Source organism: Kitasatospora sp. NPDC043949 (assembly GCF_056435365.1).
The window spans coordinates 66166-83839 of sequence record NZ_JBWKEQ010000039.1 but is presented as its reverse complement, the minus strand read 5'-3'; the positions used below and the strand labels follow the sequence as shown (position 1 = coordinate 83839).

Below are 17674 nucleotides of genomic sequence, written 5' to 3'. Positions count from 1 at the left end.
TGGCACGCTGTTGAGTTCTCAAGGAACGGACACTTCCTTCGGACCGCCTTCCAGCGGGCCCTCCGGGCGCTTCGTTCTTTCGTGTTCCCAGCTTATCAGATGTTTTCCGCTCCGTTTTCCGGCGCTTCGTTCATCCAATTCGCTGGTGTCTTCTACGGCTGTATGCCCCGTCCGACGTTTCAAACTCTAGCCGAGCCCCACTTCGAAAAGCGAATCGGCCGCAATCCGATAAAACAAGCACGCCGAATAGGATCCAAGCCGCGACAAGGCGCGACCCGGCCCGAACCAGGAGGTGGTGTTTCAGAGGATTGGCCGCCCCGGGACCGTCCGCGCCGATGCGTGTCCGGTGCTCCCTGCCGAGCGACTGGGAGACAGTACCCCTGTTCAGCGCCCCGAAACAAACGCCCAGCCCGGGACCACACAGGTCTACCCCTGCCGGCCCCTGCCGACCCCGCCACAACGTCGAGAGATGGACGTGCGACCGCCCCGGTCACGGCGTCAGGTCGCAGCACCGTTGGCAGCCGTCCGGGCGAGGCGCAGTTGTTCCTCCTCCACGATCAGCGCAGCCAGCGACTGCTCCGAGACGTCGACCGCTTCAGGAGTCGATTCGGCCACGTCACTGCGGCGCGCGTAGTCGTCGAACAGTTGGCTCTTCGCGCGAAGAATCTCCACCATCCGCTGGTCGACGCTGTCCGCGGCCAGCAGGCGGTGCACCTGTACACGCCGGACCTGGCCCATTCGATGGGCTCTGGCTATCGCCTGGCTCTCCATGGTGGGCTTCACCTGGGGTTCGCAGAGAATGACGACCGACGCCGCCTGGATGTTCAGTCCCACGCCGCCGGCCTGGATCTGGCTCAACAGCACCGCATGGCCCTGCACGGCGGCGAACTCGTCCACCACGTCCTGTCGTCGGACAGCGTCCAGGCCTCCGTCGAGCGGGCCGAAAGCACGCTGCCCCAGAGCGTCCTGGACGACCCGCAGTACATCCCGGAAGAACGAGAAGACAACGACCTTCAACCCGTTTTCCGCAGCCTCGTCGACGACCTCCATCAGCCGCAGCAGCTTCGCCGACCCTGCCGGGTCCGCGTACGCGGCACGGCGCATGGCCATGAAGTTCCCCTCGGCGACCGCCGAGCGGTAGGCGACGAGATCGGACGCCGACAGTTCCTCCCATTCGTCGACATGAACGACGTCGGGGAGCTCCGTCAGGACGTCCCGCTGGTTGCGGCGCAGGTAGGCCGGTGCAACGGCCTTGCGAAACGACGTCGGCCCTGCGGCGCCCGAACTGCTGTGGATTCCGGGCAGAAGATCAGGCTGCAGATAGCGGACCAGGTTCCGGAACTCCTCCACCCGGTTCTCCATCGGGGTGCCGGTGAGGAACAGGACGCGGTCGACGCGGTCGGTCCACTCGGCCACCGCCTGCGAGCGCTTCGTGCTGTGGTTCTTGACGTAGTGGGCCTCGTCCACCACGACCATGCCGACCGTGACGTCCTCCGGGACCTCCAGGCGACGCAGTCCGTCGAAGGTCACGACGGCGACACCTCCGCTGCCGAGCCATTCGGTGCGCGCCGCTTCCCGCTCCTGGCCGTGGAATCGGAACGCCCTCAGCGTGCTGCGCGACTCGATCTCCCTGATCCAGTTGATGAGGACGCTGGCCGGGCAGACGACGAGGAAGTGTGCGCTCCCGTGCGCCCGGAGATGCGCGAGCGCGGCGATCGCCTGGATCGTCTTCCCGAGGCCCATCTCATCGCCGATGATCACCCGCTTCTGTGCGAGGGCGAAGCGGGCACCGAATGCCTGGTAGCCACGGAGCGAGACCGCGCACCGGGTGTCGTCCAGCGGCTCGGCCCGGACCCGGTCCGACAGGCTCTCCGGGAGGAAGCCTTCGGAGGCGGTGAGCCCGTCGGAGCCGGATCCCGCGAACTCGCCCAGAATGCTGTAGAAGTCGGCCGAGCGGACCTCGAACTCCGCCCAGGCCTCGATGTCCGTGGCCAGTGGGCGGAGGAGGTCCACCGAGGCCTGGGCGAAGAGCATGGACGCTCCTCGGTCCTCCGTCTCCGCGAGCAGGGCGTCCAACCGATCGACCGCGGCGAACGCCTCCTGTCGGCGCTGCCGCCCGGCGAACAGGCCTCTCACAACGCCCCGGGCCGGCTGGGCGGCGGCGATCAGGGCGGCGGCCTCGCCTGCGACACGCTCCGCCAGTTCCCTGGCCCGTCTCGCCTCGGGCCCGGCGGCGACCAGCCGTTGGAGTGCGACGACCAGCGCGGTGCCGGCCGCGTCCTGGTGGTCGACGTCCAGCCGGATCGCCACGGCCTGCTCGGCGGCCCGGGCGATCTGCCCGGCGGCGGCGATGGCCTGGAGAGCGCTCTGGGCTCCGATTCCGGGCAGCAGTTGGAGCGTGTAGGGCGTGGCGTCCACCACCTGCCGCACGGTCCTGATTCCGGCGGCCTCCAACGCTCCGACGCGCAGACGCCCCTCGGTGACGTCCTTCAGCCGGGCCACGGGAATGCCGTCCAGTTCGTCGCGGACCAACTGGCCCCGCAGACCGGCCGCGGCCCGGCGCACGTGCTCGACAGCACCCTGGTGATCGTCGACGACCGCGCGGGCGACCGCGTGGAGCCGCTCCCCGTCCGCGAGCACGATCTTGGGCTTCCGGACGGCCCGCTGCCTCTCTCCCACCTACGGCTCCTGTCCCGACTCGACCATGCGTCACCCTCTCCGGGCGTCCACATGATTCCATCCAGGCACCGCCGACCGCCCCGGATTCCGGACCACACCCCGGCCGCCCACTGTCCCGGCGGAGTCTCCGGGCCGGGTGCGTCCGTGCGTCCGTACGTCCGTCTCGATCGACTTCGGGCACAGGGCCGTCAGCCGGGGGTCACAGCACTGCCAGGCCGGCTTCCAGGTCGTCCAGGCCCAGGGAGCCCTGCCGCAGGGCCTTCATGTGCCAGCGCTTGAGGTCGAAGTCGGCGCCCAGCCGGCGGCGGGCCGCCTCGCGGCCGGCCAGCCAGGCGCGCTCGCCGAGTTTGTAACCGATGGCCTGGCCGGGCCGGCCGAGGTAGCGGACGATCTCACTGTGCAGGTGGGCGGGCGCCAGACCGACGTAGTCGGCCATGAAGGCGGTGGCCAGCTCCGGGGTCCAGCGCTCGCCCGCGTGGAACGGGGAGCCCGCCGGAACGACGCTCTCCAGGTGCATGCCGAGGTCGACGATGACGCGGGCGACGCGCATCATCTGCTTGCCGAGGTAGCCGAGGCGGCGTCCGGGATCGGTGAGGAAGCCGAGCTCGTCCATCAGCCGCTCCGCGTACAGGGCCCAGCCCTCCACGTTGGCGCTGATCTTGCCGAGGGTGACCTGGTAGCGGGACAGCTGTTCCGCCGCCGCGGTCCAGGAGGCGAGCTGCAGGTGGTGTCCGGGGACGCCCTCGTGGTACCAGGTGCTGACCAGGCGCCAGGTGCGGAACCGCTCCTGCGCGTCGCCGTTGGCCAGCGGGAGGAAGGTCCGGCCCGGGCGGGCGAAGTCGAGGCTCGGCCCGCTGTAGTACGGCGCGGCGGCGCTGCCGGCCGGGGCGATCCTGGTCTCGACCCGGCGCAGCGGGCCGGTGATGTCGAAGTGGCGCCCGTCGAGTGCCTCGATCGCGTCGTCCGTGATCTGCTGCAGCCAGCCGCGCATCTGCTCGGCGCCGCGCACGGTGTGTCCGTTCTGATCCAGGTGGGCCCGGGCTTCCTGGACGGTGGCGCCGGGCAGCACCCGTTCGGCCTCCGTGCGCAGTTCGGCCCAGACCCGGTGGAACTCCTCCCAGGCCCAGTCGTAGGTCTCGTCCAGGTCCAGGTCGGCGCCGGTGTACCGGCGGGCCCCGAGCAGGTAGCGCTCGCGGCCGACGGCGTCGGGTGTGCCTTCCGCAGCGGACCGGTAGCTGTCGCGGAGCCAGTCCCGGAACGCGGCCACGGCGGCGGTCGCCTCGTTCGCGGCGGTGTCCAGTTCGGGGCGGAGCCGCTGCGGCGCGGGGGTGACGAACTCGGCGAACCAGCCGGGGCCCCCGGCCGTCTCGCCGGTCCACGCGGTGAGCTGCGCGCACAGCACGTCGGCCTGGCGGGGCGCGGCGAGCAGTTTGCGGGCGACGCCCTCCGCCAGCGTGGCCCGGTAGCCGTCCAGCGCGGCGGGCAGGTTGCGCAGCCGGCCCAGGACCGGGGCCCAGTCGTCGTCGGTGGCGGTGGGCATCATCGTGAAGATGCCCCGGAGCTGGTGCACCGGAGTGTGCAGGTTCCGCACCGCGCGGAAGTTCTCGCCGGCCTCGTGCACCCGCACCTCGGCGTCGAGCCGCTCGCGCAGCAGCCGCGCGCACACGAGCTCCGCCGGATCCCCGTCGGGCCCGGCCTCGGGGACGGCGTCCAGGCGCACCAGCGCCTCCCGCGCGAGCCGGACCGTCTCCTCGACGCCGTCCGGCGACAGGTCGGGCATCCGGTCGTCGCCCGGGGCCAGGCCCAGGGACGTGGAGGTGACGGGATCGTGTGCGGCGACCCGGGCCACGTAGTCGTCGGCGATCTGTCGTGGAGTCATCGTCAGCTCCTTCGGTCGGCGATCGGTCGCGGTACCAGGCGTAGGAGGCCTTCGGGGTGCGCCACTGCGCCGCAAAGTCGCTGCGCCGCAAAGTCGGTGCGCCGCAAAATCGCTGCGCCGCGAAGCCGACGTGGACGAGTCCGGAGCGCCGGCGGAAGCCCTCAGGCCGTCGAACACGTCGTGATTGTAGCCAGGCTCCGCCCGCCCGCCCCGGACGGCCGCCAAGTCCGCACCGCAGCAGACGGGTTGGGCCACGGCCGGGCACGAACGGCCGGGCCCGACGAGACGGCCGGGCCGGACGAGACGGCCGCCCCCTCCGGCGCGCAGTGGCGCTGATCACAGCGGGTTTCGCGCCGTCGGCGAAATGCAGGGGCCGCCCGGGTTGTTTGCACAGGCAACCAATTCCGCCCCGGCGCACTCCACCGGCACCCACGAGGGATCCCATGACCGTCACCGAGCCCGCAGCCTCCCGCGCGGCCGAAATCCTGTCCCGGCCCGTCACGCTCAACGGGCTGACCGTTCCCAACCGCATCGCGATGGCGCCGATGACCCGCAGGTTCTCCCCTGGCGGCGTGCCCGGCGAGGACGTGCGCTCGTACTACGCCCGCCGCGCCGCCTCGGGCGTCGGCCTGATCATCACCGAGGGGACGTACGTCGGCCACGAGTCCGCCGGCCAGAGTGACGACATCCCGCGCTTCCACGGCGAGGAGCAGCTGGCCGGGTGGGCCCGCGTCGCCGAGGACGTCCACGCGGCGGGCGGCACCATCGTGCCGCAGCTCTGGCACATCGGCATGGTGCGCCGGCAGGGCGACCCGCCGTTCGCCGACGCTCCCGCCGTCGGCCCGTCCGGGATCCGGCTGGACGGCACCGAGGGAACCGGCCGGGCGATGACCCGGGCCGATCTGGACGCCGTCATCGGCGCGTTCGCCGAGGCCGCCGCGGCCGCCGAGCGGATCGGCTTCGACGGCGTCGAGCTGCACGGCGCCCACGGCTACCTGCTCGACCAGTTCCTGTGGGCGGGCACCAACCGCCGCACCGACGCCTACGGCGGCGACCCGGTGGCCCGGACGAAGTTCACGGCCGAGCTCGTCGCCTCGGTTCGAGCGGCCGTCTCCCCGGAATTCCCGGTGATCTTCCGCTACTCGCAGTGGAAGTCCGAGAACTACGAGGCCCGCCTCGCCGAGACCCCCCAGGAGCTGGAGGCGGTCCTCACCCCGCTCGCCGAGGCCGGCGTCGACGCCTTCCACGCCTCGACCCGCCGCTACTGGGTCCCCGAGTTCGACGGCTCGGACCTCAACCTGGCCGGCTGGACCAAGAAGCTCACCGGCCGCCCCGCCATCACCGTCGGCTCGGTCGGCCTCGACGGCGACTTCGTCGGTGCCTTCAGGGGCGAGGGCTCCCCGGTCCAGGCCATCGACAACCTGCTCGACCGGCTGGAGCGCGACGAGTTCGACCTGGTCGCCGTCGGCCGTGCCCTCCTCCAGGACCCGCAGTGGGCCGCCAAGGTCCTCTCCGGCCGCCATGCCGAGCTGCGCCCGTACGACGCCGACGCGCTCCGCACCCTCAGCTGACCACCAGCCCCCGAGGACCCGGCCGCGCGGCAGGTACAGCGGCAAGTACAGCGGGGCCGGGTCCCTTCGGAGTCCCGCAGGATCGCGCCGGCCGTACGAGATGTCAACAAGCTTGCGCGATCCGTGTTTTCGGACGAAGTCGACACGGACGAGGCCGTGGCGCCGGTGGTGGCCCTCGGTCCGCCGAACAGGCCGTCATCAAAGCCGACACCGCCAACTCACCCCGCCGACCCGGCCGAATGCCTCCTCGTTCTGCTGCTCCCACTGCCCTGCGAAGGGTCCCGTGCGGCCTTATGGTGAAGAAAAGACCTCCCGGACGGACCCCTGAGCAGCCTGCCGACGCACGGCGGCGACTTCCCGGAGGAGCGCTGATCATCTTCCCGGAGGAGCGCTGACAATGAGTACCTATCGAGTGGCACAGGCGACCGCCCCGGGCGGTGCGCTCCGACCGGCCGAGCGAGAGGTGCCGCAGCCGGGACCCGGCCACGTGAGGATCGCCGTGGAGGCGTGCGGCGTCTGCCACTCCGACACACTCTTCGTGAACGCCGCGCTACCGGGCGTGTCGTTCCCCGAGGTGCCCGGACACGAGATCGCCGGGCACATCGAGGAGTTCGGCGAAGGCACTCGGGACCGTGGATGGCAGATCGGTGACCGGGTGGCGGTCGGCTGGTTCGGCGGCAGCTGTGGCCACTGCAAGCCGTGCCGCCAGGGCGACTTCATCGTGTGCCGGAACTTGAAGGTCCCGGGATGGGCGTACGACGGAGGCTTCGCCGAGAAGGTGATCGCGCCCGCCGACGCGCTGGCCCGGATCCCCGACGAACTGGCGGCGGGCGATGCCGGGCCGATGGCCTGCGCGGGCGTGACCACGTACAACGGGCTGCGGCGCAGCAGCGCCCGGCCCGGCGACCTGGTCGCGGTGCTCGGGCTCGGCGGCCTCGGGCACCTCGGGGTCCAGTACGCGGTCGCGATGGGCTTCGAGACCGTGGCGATCGCCCGGGGCGCCGAGAAGGCCGGCTTCGCCGAGCAACTGGGCGCCCACCACTACGTCGACAGCACCGCCGGCACCCCGGTCGCCGAGGCGCTGCAGTCCTTCGGCGGCGCCAGGGCCGTGCTGGCCACCGCCGGCAACTCCGAGGCCATCGCGTCCACCCTGGACGGGCTGGCCCCCCGCGGGGAGCTGGTGGTGATCGGGGCGGACACCGCTCCGATGGCGATCAGTCCGGCCGGACTGCTCATGGGTGCCAACGTCGTCCGGGGCCACCCGTCCGGCACCGCGCAGGACGTGGAGGACACGATGGCGTTCAGCGCCCTGCACGGCATCCGCCCGATGACCGAGACCGTGCCGCTGGACCACGCCGAGGAGGCGTACCAGAAGATGCTCGCCGGGAAGGCCCGCTTCCGGATGGTGCTCACCACCGGCTGATCCGGCTCGGCCACCACGGACTTCCCCCGGCTACTCGACCACCACAGGCCTCCCCCGGCTACTCGGGCTACTCGGGCTACTCGATCACGGGCCAGGCCATCGAGGCGCTCGGCTGCAGCGACTGCTCGGCCCAGATGATCTTGCCCCAGGGGGTGTAGCGCACGCCCCAGCGCTCGGCGAGCCGGGCGACGAGGAACAGGCCGCGGCCGCCCTCGTCCTCGGCGGCCGCGTAGCGCAGGTGCGGGGCGGTGCTGCTGGTGTCGGCGACCTCGCAGATCAGCGTGCGGTCGTACAGCAGCCGCACCCTGATCGGTTCGGTCCCGTGGCGAATGGCATTGGTCACCAGCTCGCTGAGCACCAGCTCGGTGACGAACACGGCCTCCTCAAGGCCCCACTCGGTGAGCTGCCGGGTCGCCTCGGCCCGCGCCCTGCCCACGGCCTCGGGGGTCGCGGCCACGTCCCACTCGCTGGTCCGATCGGGCGCCAGCACCCGGGTACGGGCGACGAGCAGGGCGATGTCGTCGGTCTGGCGGACGGGCAGCAGGGCGTCGAGCACGGCGTCGCAGACCTCCTGGGGCGATCGGTCGGCGCGGGCCAGGGTGGCGGTGAGGACGTCCAGGCCGACACCGATGTCGCGGGTGCGGTCCTCGATGAGGCCGTCGGTGTAGAGGACCAGGTTGCTGCCCTGCGGCACCCGCACCTCCGTGGCTTCGAAGGGCATCCCGCCCAGGCCGAGCGGCGGACCGGCGGGAAGGGTGAGGACCTCCACCGTGCCGTCCGGGTGGACGAGGGCGGGCGGCGGGTGGCCCGCCCGGGCCAGGGCGCAGATGCCGGTGGTGGGGTCGTAGATGGCGTAGAGGCAGGTGGCGCCGGTGATCGCGAGCTCGCCCTCGGCTGCCGCCGTCTCCTGGTCGATGTGGGCGACCAGTTCGTCCAGGTGTCCGAGGAGCTCGTCCGGCGGCAGGTCGAGGGTGGAGAAGTTCTGGACCGCGGTGCGCAGGCGGCCCATGGTCGCGGCCGCGTGCAGGCCGTGGCCGACCACGTCACCGACGACGAGCGCGACCCTGGTGCCCGACAACGGGATGACGTCGAACCAGTCGCCGCCGACCCCCGCCTGGGCGGGGAGGTAGCGGTAGGCGATGTCGAGGGCGCTCTGCTCGGGCAACGCGCGCGGCAACAGGCTGTGCTGGAGGGTGACGGCCATCGTGTGCTCGCGCGTGTAGCGGCGGGCGTTGTCGATGGACACGGCGGCCCGGGCGGCCAGCTCCTCGGCCAGGGACAGGTCCTCGTCCTCGAAGGGACCTCGGTCACGGCTGCGCCAGAAGCAGGCGATGCCCATCAGCACGCCCCGTGCCGACAGCGGAACGGCGATCAGCGATGCCAGGCCGAACTCCAGCACCGCCTGCGTGCGCTCGGTGTCCTGCATGCGCCAGCCGGCGTCGGTCGCCAGCTCGGCGACCAGCGTGGGGCGCCCCCTGACGAAACCCGCCGCCTGCGGGGTGCCCCGATCCCACCTGACCAGCTCCCCTTGGGGGTACAGCGGCGAATCGTCCCGGACGCCCGCGAGCGCCACCCGCCGCAGCTCCACCGGGGCATCGACCACCAGGGCCCGCGGCTCCTCGCCGTCCAGGACCGCCTCGGCGAGGTCGACGGTGGCGTAGTCGCAGAATTCGTGGGCGGCCGTCCGGACGAGCTCCTCCGCGGTGCGCCGGACGTCCAGGGTCGTGCCGATGGCCAGGCTCGCTTCGTACAGCAGCCTGAGCCGGCTGCGGGCGACCTCGGCCTTCCCCGCGAGGGCGCGCAGTTCGGTGGAGTCGCGCAGGGTGGTGACGCTGCCCGCCGGGCCTCCCCCGCTGTCGGTGGGGCGGCTGTTGACGGCCAGCAGGCGATCTCCGACGGGGAGCACCTCGTCGGTGACCGCACGGTCGGAGATCAGCAGTTCGGCCGTGCGGGGGGCGAGGCCGAGGTCGGCGACGGGAAGCCCCTCAACGTCGGGGGGCAGGTCGAGCAAGCGGCGCGCCTCGTCGTTGGCGAGCAGGACCCGGCCGTCGCCGCCGACGATGGCCACGCCCTCGCGCACCGCGTGCAGCACCGCGTCGTGGTGCTCGTACATCCGGGTCATCTCTTCCGGCCCCAGGCCGCGGGTCTGCCGCAGCAGACGCCTGCCCACCAGCGCCGTACCGGCCGTGGCCAGGCCGAGCGCCAAGGCGCCGACGCCCAGGACGACCGGCAGCTGGCGGTTGAACGCGCTGCTCACGTTGGAGACCTTCATCCCGGACGACACGATGCCCACGACCGCCCCGTGGGAGTCCTCCACCGGGACGACCACCTGGTACTCGGAGCCGAGTGGGCCGTGCACGTCCTCGACGGTGACCTGGCCGTGCAGCGACGGCCCGATGGTGCCGATGAACATCTTGCCGATCAGCTCCGGATCGGGGTGGGTGTACCGGATGCCGTTGCGGTCGGTCACCACGATGAAGTCGACCCCGGCAGCCGTGCGGGCCTCTTCGGTCAGCGGCTGGAGCACCGCGCTGGGGTCGGGGCCCTGCATCGTCGCCACCAGGCCGGGCCCGTGGGCGAACGCCTGGGCCGCGGCGAGCGTGCGGCCGCGCGCCGCGTCGAACCGGTCGCTGCGGGACTGGACCAGCAGCACGACGACGGCCGTCACCACGAGCAACAGCACGATGAGCACCTGTAGGACGAACATCTGACCGGCGACACTCCGGATGCTCATCACCGACCACAGGCGATGCGCCGACTGCTCCCGCGGGGCTGAGCGTGGGTGTCGCCGCTCACGACGGCTACCCGATCGGCGCAGGGGCAGCCAGGAGGAGCGGCCCGTGTCTCTGGCCATACACCCATGATCCACCGCACCCCGGGCACGAGCGGGCCACACTACGCTGATGGGGGCGAAGCGCAGGTGGCAGCATGTCCCGCCGCAACACCGAACGGCTCACCCGCCCGGTTCACCGCGGTGGCGGACTCCGTCGAAGGGACCGGACCCGGAGCCGGCCGGTGGGCAGGAGCGGCTCCGATCAGCTCGAACCGACGCCGAAGGTCCGCGGTTCGCAGGAGTCGCCGTGGCAGTGCGGGGAGGCACACCCGGTCGGTGCCGAGTGAGCCGCCAACCTGTCCGGGCCGACTGGACCCAGGTCCAGGAGTCGGCGGACAGCGACCACGGCCGGAAGGCGGGGTCGATCGCTGCGCCGGCTCGCCGACGGCTCCGGCCGCAACGGCTGCTACGACCTCGATCGGTGGGTCCGGTGGGCGGCGATCAGGTCGCGGTACCAGGCGTACGAGGCCTTCGGGGTGCGGCGCTGGGTGGTGAAGTCGACGTGGACGAGGCCGAAGCGCTGGTGGTAGCCCTCGGCCCACTCGTAGTTGTCGAGGAGGGACCAGGTGTAGTAGCCGCGGATGTCGATGCCTTCGGCGATGGCGGCGGCGAGGGCGTCGAGGTGGGCGGACATGAAGTCGATGCGGGGTTGGTCGGGGGTGGTGGACTCGGTGACGGAGCAGCCGTTCTCGGTGATGGTGATGGGTGGGAGGGTCTTGCCGTAGGTATCGCGGAGGGAGAGGAGGAGTTGGCGGAGGGCGTCGGGGACGACGGGCCAGCCGAAGGCGGTGTGGGGGACGTCGGGGATGTCGACGAAGTCGAAGGGGAGGCCCGGCTCGGTGGGGGCGGCGATGCGGGTGGGGTTGTAGAAGTTGAGGCCGAGGCCGTCGAGGCCGGGGGCGGCGATGAGGTCGGTGTCGCCGGGGTGGATGGCGCCGTATAGGTCGTCGGGGACGCCCAGGGCGGAGAGGTCGGGGTAGCGGCCGAGGAGGACGGGGTCGGTGAACAGGCGGTTGTGGAGGGCGTCGTAGGCCTGGGCGGCGGCGAGGTCGGCGTCGGAGGGGGTGGCCGGCTCGACCGGGGTGAGGTTGTTGGAGAGCATCACCTCCAGGCCGCGGTCGTGGAGGATCGAGGCGGCCAGGCCGTGGGCGAGGAGCTGGTGGTGGGCGGCCGGGAGGGCCTCCAGCATCAGGGTGCGGCCGGGGGCGTGGGTGCCGAGGGCGTAGCCGAAGACGGTGTGGACGAAGGGCTCGTTGAGGGTGATCCAGGTGGGGACGCGGTCGCCGAGGCGGTCGGTCACGATCGCGGCGTAGTCGGCGAAGTGGTGGGCGGTGTCGCGGTTCAGCCAGCCGCCGCCGTCTTCCAGGGCCTGCGGGAGGTCCCAGTGGAAGAGGGTGGGGAGCGGGGTGATGCCGGCGTCGAGGAGGGCGTCCACCAGGCGGTCGTAGAAGGCGAGTCCGGCGGGGTTCACGGGACCGCTGCCCGTGGGGAGCACGCGGGGCCAGGCGATGGAGAAGCGGTAGCCGTCGAGTCCGAGGTTCTTCATCAGCGCGATGTCCTCGGGGTACCGGTGGTAGTGGTCGCAGGCCACCGCGCCCGTGTGGCCGTCGCGGACGGTGCCGGGGCGGGCGGCGAAGACGTCCCAGACGGAGGGCCCGCGGCCGTCCTCGGTCACCGCCCCCTCGATCTGGTAGGCGGCGGTGGCGGCGCCCCAGCGGAACCCCGTCGGCAGGTCGTAGCGGTCCGGCATGACTGCCTCCTGACGTGAACGTGAGGGGAACTCATGTTACTGACGCGACACCGAAACGCCAGGGCCAACCGGCCACCACGACAAGGGAAACCCGGCCGGAGGAGCGCGGCGCGCGCCCCGGCGGGAGTGGCCGGACGGGCCCCGACCGCCCGCGCGCCATCCCACCGGGCCCCGTCCGGTGGCCGACCGCCGGGGAGGGAGGTTGCATGGGGTGACCGGGCCCCAGCGATTCGGGAGGCTGCCGTGTACGAGATGTGGGCCGAGCACGACCCGGCGGTGTCACCGCCGGCCGTGGTGTGGCACGTGGTGACGAAGAACGACTCGTCGACGTCCCTGTGCGGACGTTTCCTCGAACCCGCCCAGCGCGTCGCGCCGGCCGCGGGCGGCGGGGAGTCGGCGGGCCCGGACCGCTACTGCGATCCATGCCTGATCACCGTTCGCGAGGCCATGGCCGCGGCGGCTCGGTGACCGACGCCGTCAGGTCGCCCCGGGTCCGTCCGACCGATCTTGGCGGGACGGGACCTGGGCGTCCGAGGGCGGCGACGGCAACGGCGACGGCGTGAACAGGAGCACCTGAGCGGGAGGTAGGGCGGTTCCGACCGTCCGGGCCGGTCAGTACGGCCCGGCCAGTGCGGCCACCCCCGGGAAGCGGGCGATCGCCTGGCCGGCGGTCGGCGGGTGGGCACGCCGGGGTCGCAGTGCGCCGAGGGCCACCGCGGGCCTGGCCAGCCGGGCGGGTCTGGCGGCGAGGGAGAACACCTCGAAGTAGGCGGCCGAGACGGCGGGGTCGGTGAGGGCCGCGCCCAGCACCCGGCGGGTGTACCAGCGGGTGAACACGGCGGCGGGCCCGGCGGCGGTGGCGGGGTGGCTCGACAGCGCGTCCGGGAAGCCCTCGTCCTGGTCCTTGGCCATGTCCCAGGGCGTGTCGACGACCCTGGCGATCCGCCGCTGGATCAGTGCGCTCACCCCTGGGTGCAGGCCTTCGCTGTCGACGGCGGCGCGGATGGCGGCGGCGCACTGGGCGGCGACCGTCATGCCGTGCCCGTACACCGGGTTCAGCGCCGCCACCGCGTCGCCGGTGGCGGCGAACCCGGCCAGCGGGCCGCCCTCGTAGCACTCGTAGCGGCGCCGGCGGTTCAGTGTCCCGTGGCAGGTGCGGATCGGGCCGAGCGGGCGGGCGGCGCGCGCGAGGTCGTGGACGACCGGGTGGTCCAGCGCCTTCAGGAAGTCGTGGAACTCGCGCTCGCCCCGGGCGGGTTCGCCGCCCCGGGTGCCGGAGAGCGTGACGATCCAGCGCCCGTCCTCGATCGGGATGATGGTGGCGCCCCGACCGGGCCGGCCACGCCCCGGGACGGGCACGATGCTCACCACCGGGAAGCCCTCGTTTCCGCCCGGCGTCTCGAACACCCGGGCGGCGTAGGCGAGTCCGGCGTCCACCGTCTCCTCGCACAGGCCCTTGACCCCCAGCGCGCGCAGCCACTCCGGGGCGCGGGAGCGGCGGCCGGTCGCGTCCACGACCAGGTCGGCCCGCAGGGTCTCCCGCGAGCCGTCCGGGTTCTCGATGTGGACCCCGACGATCCGGCCCGGGCCGCCCACCAGGCCGAGGACGGAGGTGCGTTCGCGGACCGTCACGTTCGCCTGCTCGCGCAGCCGCCGCCGCACGACGTGGTCGAGCAGGTGGCGGCTGCACGCGATCAGGTAGGCCGGCGAGTCGAAGCCCTGGAGCCAGCCCGGCCCGAGGCGCATCAGCAGGCCGGCGGGGATCGAGCGGTAGTGGGCGCCGGCGGCGAGCAGGGCGTCGAGCGTTCCGGGCAGGACCTCCTCGACGGCGTCCGCGCCGCCGCCGAGCAGGATGTGGCTGAACTCGCCCTGCGGCAGGCCCCGGCGCGGGCCGGGCAGGACGGGCAGGACGTCCTGTTCGAGAACGGTGACGGTCCGGGCGTGCGGCGCCAGGGCGGCGGCGGCCAGCGTGCCGGCCAGGCCGCCGCCGAGGACAAGGGCCGTGCTCACCCGGCGGCTCCGGTGGAGGCGAGGCCGTCCCGGCGGGTCGCGCGCATCCACACCGGGCCGGGGCGCAGCGTGGCGAGCGGCAGCTCGCGGACGGTCCGGCCGGGGACGTGCTCCAGCCGCCAGGCCCGCATGATCGTGGCGAGCAGCAGGACGGACTCGGTCATGCCGAACTGCTCGCCGACGCAGCGGCGCGGTCCCGCGCCGAAGCCGATGAACGGGCCGCGCTGCGGGTGGACGCCCACCCACCGCTCGGGGTCGAAGCGGTCGGGGTCGGGGAACAGGGCGGACTGGCGGTGCAGGAGGTAGGGGCTGTAGACGACCGTCGTGCCCTCGCGCAGGCGGTGCGCGCCGAGTTCGGTGTCGGTGGCCGTGACGCGGGTGAGCAGCCAGCCCGGGGAGTACAGCCGGACGGCCTCGCGGACGACCCGGGTGGTGAGCTCCAGCCCGTCCACGCTCGCCGACGTGCCGGCCGCCGGGGTGGCGTCGGTCTCGGCCGCGTCCACACCGAGCGCGTCAGCCTCGGGCGCGTTCACCCCGAGCACGTTCATCCCGGTCGCGTCCACGTGGGCCGCGTCCACCTCGGCCCGGACCCGATCGGCGATGTCCGGGTGCTGGGCGAGCAGGTGCAGGGCCCACACGGTGGAGTTGGCGATGGTGTCGAAGCCGGCGGCGAAGATCGTCATCACCTGGTCGGTGACCTCCGCGTTGGAGAGCGCCTGCCCGCCCGCGTCGGCGGCCACCAGCGTCGACACCAGGTCGCCCCGGTCCTCCGCATCCGCGCGGTAGGCGGTGACGACCTCGTCGACCAGGCGCACCAGCCGGGTGCGGGCGGCGTCGTAGCGGCGGTTGGCCGGCAGCGGGATCCGGTTGAGCCGGTGGGGCAGCAGCATGCGCCGGTAGGAGCCGCCGATCAGCAGCACGAAGTCGTCGACGGTCTCCTGGAGGCCGGTGAACGGCAGCCGGGTGAACAAGGTCGAGACCAGGCTGCGCCCGGCGGCCAGGCTCAACTCGGCGGTGATGTCGACCTCCTGCCCGTCGCTCCAGGACCCGGCCAGCCGCCGGGCCTCCCGGGCCATCACCTCCGTGTACCGCGCGATCCGGTCGGCGCGGAAGGCGGGCTGGACGTAGCGGCGCTGGCGGCGGTGGTCGGCGTGGGGGCAGGTCACCAGGCCGTTGCCGGCGAAGTCGCGGACCCGTTCGAACAGGAACCCGCCCTTGTCGAAGACCCGGTCCTCGCGCAGGACGTGCCGGGTCAGCTCCAGGTCGCAGACCACCACCGCGGAGACCGGCCCCAGTCTGATCTGGACGAGGCCGCCGTACCGGGGCAGGGAACGCAGGAACGCCAGCGGGTCGCGCAGGAACGGCACCAGGTGCCCGAGCAGCGGCAGGCCGCCGGGCGGACGGGGGATCATCGCGGTGACTCCGTATGGTAGCGGGCGGCCGTCGCCGTCCAGTGGATGAGCGCGCGGGTGAAGCGGACCAGTCCGAGGGCGAAGGCCCGCACCTCGCCGGGCGACGAAGGGTCGCGGGCGATGCCGTCCGCCAGGAACTCCAGCGTCGTCGACTCGGCCTCGCACAGCGCCCCGAGCCGGGCCGACGCCTCTTCGGGGGCCAGGCCCTCGTGGACGGTGAACGAGCGCAGCAGGTTCTTGCCGTTCCCGGCGGCGGACTCCCCCTCTGCGGAGTAGAGGTCGTTGACCCAGCAGACGACGTGGTTGAAGCGCATCAGCAGGTCCGCCACCCTCGGGTGCCGGAACACCTCGTCGGCGAGGTCCAGGCCGTGGGCGAGCTCGATCCAGCCCGCCGCGCACGACACGGCGCCGTCCTGGTCCCGTCGGCGCAGGTACTCGGGGACGGTCTGCACGGCGCCGGCCGGGGCGGCGGCCCCGAGGTCCTGGAAGGGGGTGTCACGGAAGGCGGTGTCACGGAAGGGGGTGTCACGGAAGGGGGTGTCGCGGAGCGGGGTCTCGTCGAGGTAGCCGAGCGAGGTGTCCAGGTACGCGCGGAAGTACGCCGCGTAGCGCGACCGCCACTGCGGCGGCGTCAGCTCGGCCGTCTCCCGCCACAGCACCGCGAACGCCTCGACGAGTGCGTCGCCGGGCAGCTCGATGCCATCCGAACCGCCGTCCGAAGCACCACCCGAGCCGCCGCCCGAGCCGCCGCCCGAGCCGCCGCCCGGAACGCTACCCAGAACGCCGTCCGAACCGCCGCCCGAACCACCGCCCAGGACGTCCGTGAGTGCCCGGACGGTCCGCCGGGCCGCCGTGACGGGCCCGCCGATCCACTGGTCGTCGAAGCGGTCGTCGAGGATCCAGGTGAGCACCAGCCACTTCGCCGCCGCGACCAGCCGCGGACCCCGGGGAACGTCGCCCCACGCCTCCGCCACCAGGTCCAGGTGGCCCTGTGCCAGGAACCCTTGGACGTCACCGCCGAGCACGCCGCTCGCCACCAGCCACGCCCCGACGTCCCGGCGGAGGGCGTCGGCCTCGCCGTGCGGCGCCGGTCTGGCGACTCCCGCGAGGAGGTCCGGGCCTCCGGGGTGCTCGGCGGCGAGGCCGCACATGCCGCGGTACGGCGAAATGCCCATGCCCGTGCTCCCCCTCGCTCACCACCTCCGACCGGCCGGTCGGAGAAGGACCAGTCTGGCCAGCCACCGCGACTGTTCAAAGCGCAACCATCGCTTTTCCCCCGCACGAGTGATCGCGCCGTCACCACGTCGACACGGACCGTGACCAGTCCCACCCCCTCCCGACGCGCCCCACCCCTCGGCGGCCAGGCTCTCGCCGGGCGTCCGATAACCGGTTGGGACGTGGTGCCGGAGTGGCTACGGTGGCGGGATGGCGACTCAGGTGATTGTGCTGAACGGCGGTTCCAGCTCGGGCAAGTCCGGGATCGCCCGGTGCCTGCAGGCGGTGCTGCCGGAGCCCTGGCTGACGGTCGGGGTCGACACCCTGATCGAGGCGGCGCCCGCGTCCCTGCACGATACGGACGGGGGCATCGGCTTCGCGGCCGATGGCGGGGTGAGCGTCGGGGCGGCGTTCCGGGCCTTGGAGGCGGCGTGGATCGCGGGGGTCGCGGCCATGGCGGGGGCGGGCGCGCGGGTGATCGTCGACGAGGTCTTCCTCGGCCGGTCGGAGTCCCAACTCCGCTGGGAGAAGGCACTCGTGGGCCTGGACGTGCTGTGGGTCGGGGTCCGCTGCGAGGCGGCGGTGGCCACCGGCCGGGAGCTTGCCCGGGGGAACCGGATCCTGGGGATGGCCGCTTCGCAGGCGGAGCTGGTCCACCAGGGCGTGCGCTACGACCTGGAGGTGGACACCTCGCGCACCGAGTCGCTGGAGTGCGCGCGGAGGATTGCCGCCCACCTCGGGGGCGGCGCCGCCGGATCCGCCCCCGTGGGCGGGTGACCTGGGCCTGGGCCCAGGCCCAGGTCAGGCCCCTGGGGCCCCGGGACCAGGGCGAGGAGGGGTGGGGGGCTGGGAGCAAGGGGGGGGGAGGAAAGCACGGACATGGGGGGTTGTGACCAGCCAAC

At 72.9% G+C, this 17674-nt stretch carries 11 protein-coding genes; 4 read left to right on the top strand and 7 right to left on the bottom strand.

The features are described from left to right. Nucleotides 1-498 precede the first annotated feature (498 nt). Nucleotides 499-2679 carry a DEAD/DEAH box helicase gene (locus AC07AL_RS27715; RefSeq protein ID WP_478318562.1) on the bottom strand — a complete coding sequence of 727 codons (2181 nt, stop codon included), beginning with the start codon at nt 2677-2679 and terminating at the stop codon, nt 499-501. Nucleotides 2680-2878: 199 nt separating this feature from the next. Further along, nucleotides 2879-4558, bottom strand: a complete 1680-nt coding sequence (locus AC07AL_RS27710) for a DUF885 domain-containing protein (RefSeq protein WP_478318560.1) — start codon at nt 4556-4558, stop codon at nt 2879-2881. 443 nt (nt 4559-5001) lie between these two features. Here AC07AL_RS27710 and AC07AL_RS27705 point away from each other — a divergent pair, with 443 nt between their 5' ends. Continuing rightward, on the top strand, nt 5002-6129 hold the full coding sequence (locus tag AC07AL_RS27705; protein ID WP_363588516.1) for an NADH:flavin oxidoreductase: 1128 nt from the start codon (nt 5002-5004) through the stop codon (nt 6127-6129). A gap of 397 nt (nt 6130-6526) precedes the next feature. Beyond that, nucleotides 6527-7552, top strand: a complete 1026-nt coding sequence (locus AC07AL_RS27700; protein WP_400807854.1) for an alcohol dehydrogenase catalytic domain-containing protein — start codon at nt 6527-6529, stop codon at nt 7550-7552. 76 nt (nt 7553-7628) lie between these two features. On the opposite strand, the gene AC07AL_RS27695 is transcribed toward AC07AL_RS27700, so the two are convergent. Both AC07AL_RS27695 and AC07AL_RS27690 read right to left on the bottom strand, forming a co-directional pair. Beyond that, nucleotides 7629-10286, bottom strand: a complete 2658-nt coding sequence (locus AC07AL_RS27695; protein WP_363588520.1) for a SpoIIE family protein phosphatase — start codon at nt 10284-10286, stop codon at nt 7629-7631. A 505-nt stretch (nt 10287-10791) separates the two neighbouring features. Next, nucleotides 10792-12135 (bottom strand): GH1 family beta-glucosidase, encoded by a 1344-nt coding sequence (locus AC07AL_RS27690; protein WP_478318557.1) that lies wholly within the window; start codon nt 12133-12135, stop codon nt 10792-10794. Nucleotides 12136-12378: 243 nt separating this feature from the next. On the opposite strand from AC07AL_RS27690, the gene AC07AL_RS27685 reads away from it, so the two are divergent. Next, nucleotides 12379-12603: a hypothetical protein gene (locus AC07AL_RS27685; protein WP_363585767.1), complete on the top strand. Its 225-nt coding sequence runs from the start codon at nt 12379-12381 to the stop codon at nt 12601-12603. A gap of 144 nt (nt 12604-12747) precedes the next feature. Here AC07AL_RS27685 and AC07AL_RS27680 read toward each other — a convergent pair whose 3' ends face one another. The 3 genes from AC07AL_RS27680 to AC07AL_RS27670 are packed head-to-tail and all read right to left on the bottom strand — an operon-like array spanning nt 12748 to nt 16732. Continuing rightward, nucleotides 12748-14145 carry an NAD(P)/FAD-dependent oxidoreductase gene (locus AC07AL_RS27680; RefSeq protein ID WP_363585768.1) on the bottom strand — a complete coding sequence of 466 codons (1398 nt, stop codon included), beginning with the start codon at nt 14143-14145 and terminating at the stop codon, nt 12748-12750. Then, nucleotides 14142-15557: a cytochrome P450 gene (locus tag AC07AL_RS27675; RefSeq protein WP_478318556.1), complete on the bottom strand. Its 1416-nt coding sequence runs from the start codon at nt 15555-15557 to the stop codon at nt 14142-14144. Before AC07AL_RS27675 ends, AC07AL_RS27680 begins: the two co-directional genes overlap by 4 nt. Beyond that, entirely contained in the window at nt 15554-16732 is a 1179-nt protein-coding gene (locus AC07AL_RS27670; protein ID WP_478318555.1) for a terpene synthase family protein, read from the bottom strand. The genes AC07AL_RS27675 and AC07AL_RS27670 overlap by 4 nt, the downstream gene beginning before the upstream one ends. Nucleotides 16733-16982: 250 nt before the next feature. Here AC07AL_RS27670 and cpt point away from each other — a divergent pair, with 250 nt between their 5' ends. Further along, nucleotides 16983-17549: a chloramphenicol phosphotransferase CPT gene (gene cpt / locus AC07AL_RS27665; RefSeq protein ID WP_363585771.1), complete on the top strand. Its 567-nt coding sequence runs from the start codon at nt 16983-16985 to the stop codon at nt 17547-17549. The last annotated feature ends 125 nt before the right edge of the window (nt 17550-17674 follow it).

Coding starts and splice junctions, on each gene's coding strand:
- AC07AL_RS27690 (WP_478318557.1), bottom strand. CDS start 12,135: ATGCCGGACCGCTACGACCTGCCGACGGGGTTCCGCTGGGGCGCCGCC.
- cpt (WP_363585771.1), top strand. CDS start 16,983: ATGGCGACTCAGGTGATTGTGCTGAACGGCGGTTCCAGCTCGGGCAAG.
- AC07AL_RS27700 (WP_400807854.1), top strand. CDS start 6,527: ATGAGTACCTATCGAGTGGCACAGGCGACCGCCCCGGGCGGTGCGCTC.
- AC07AL_RS27675 (WP_478318556.1), bottom strand. CDS start 15,557: ATGATCCCCCGTCCGCCCGGCGGCCTGCCGCTGCTCGGGCACCTGGTG.
- AC07AL_RS27695 (WP_363588520.1), bottom strand. CDS start 10,286: ATGAGCATCCGGAGTGTCGCCGGTCAGATGTTCGTCCTACAGGTGCTC.
- AC07AL_RS27705 (WP_363588516.1), top strand. CDS start 5,002: ATGACCGTCACCGAGCCCGCAGCCTCCCGCGCGGCCGAAATCCTGTCC.
- AC07AL_RS27710 (WP_478318560.1), bottom strand. CDS start 4,558: ATGACTCCACGACAGATCGCCGACGACTACGTGGCCCGGGTCGCCGCA.
- AC07AL_RS27670 (WP_478318555.1), bottom strand. CDS start 16,732: ATGGGCATTTCGCCGTACCGCGGCATGTGCGGCCTCGCCGCCGAGCAC.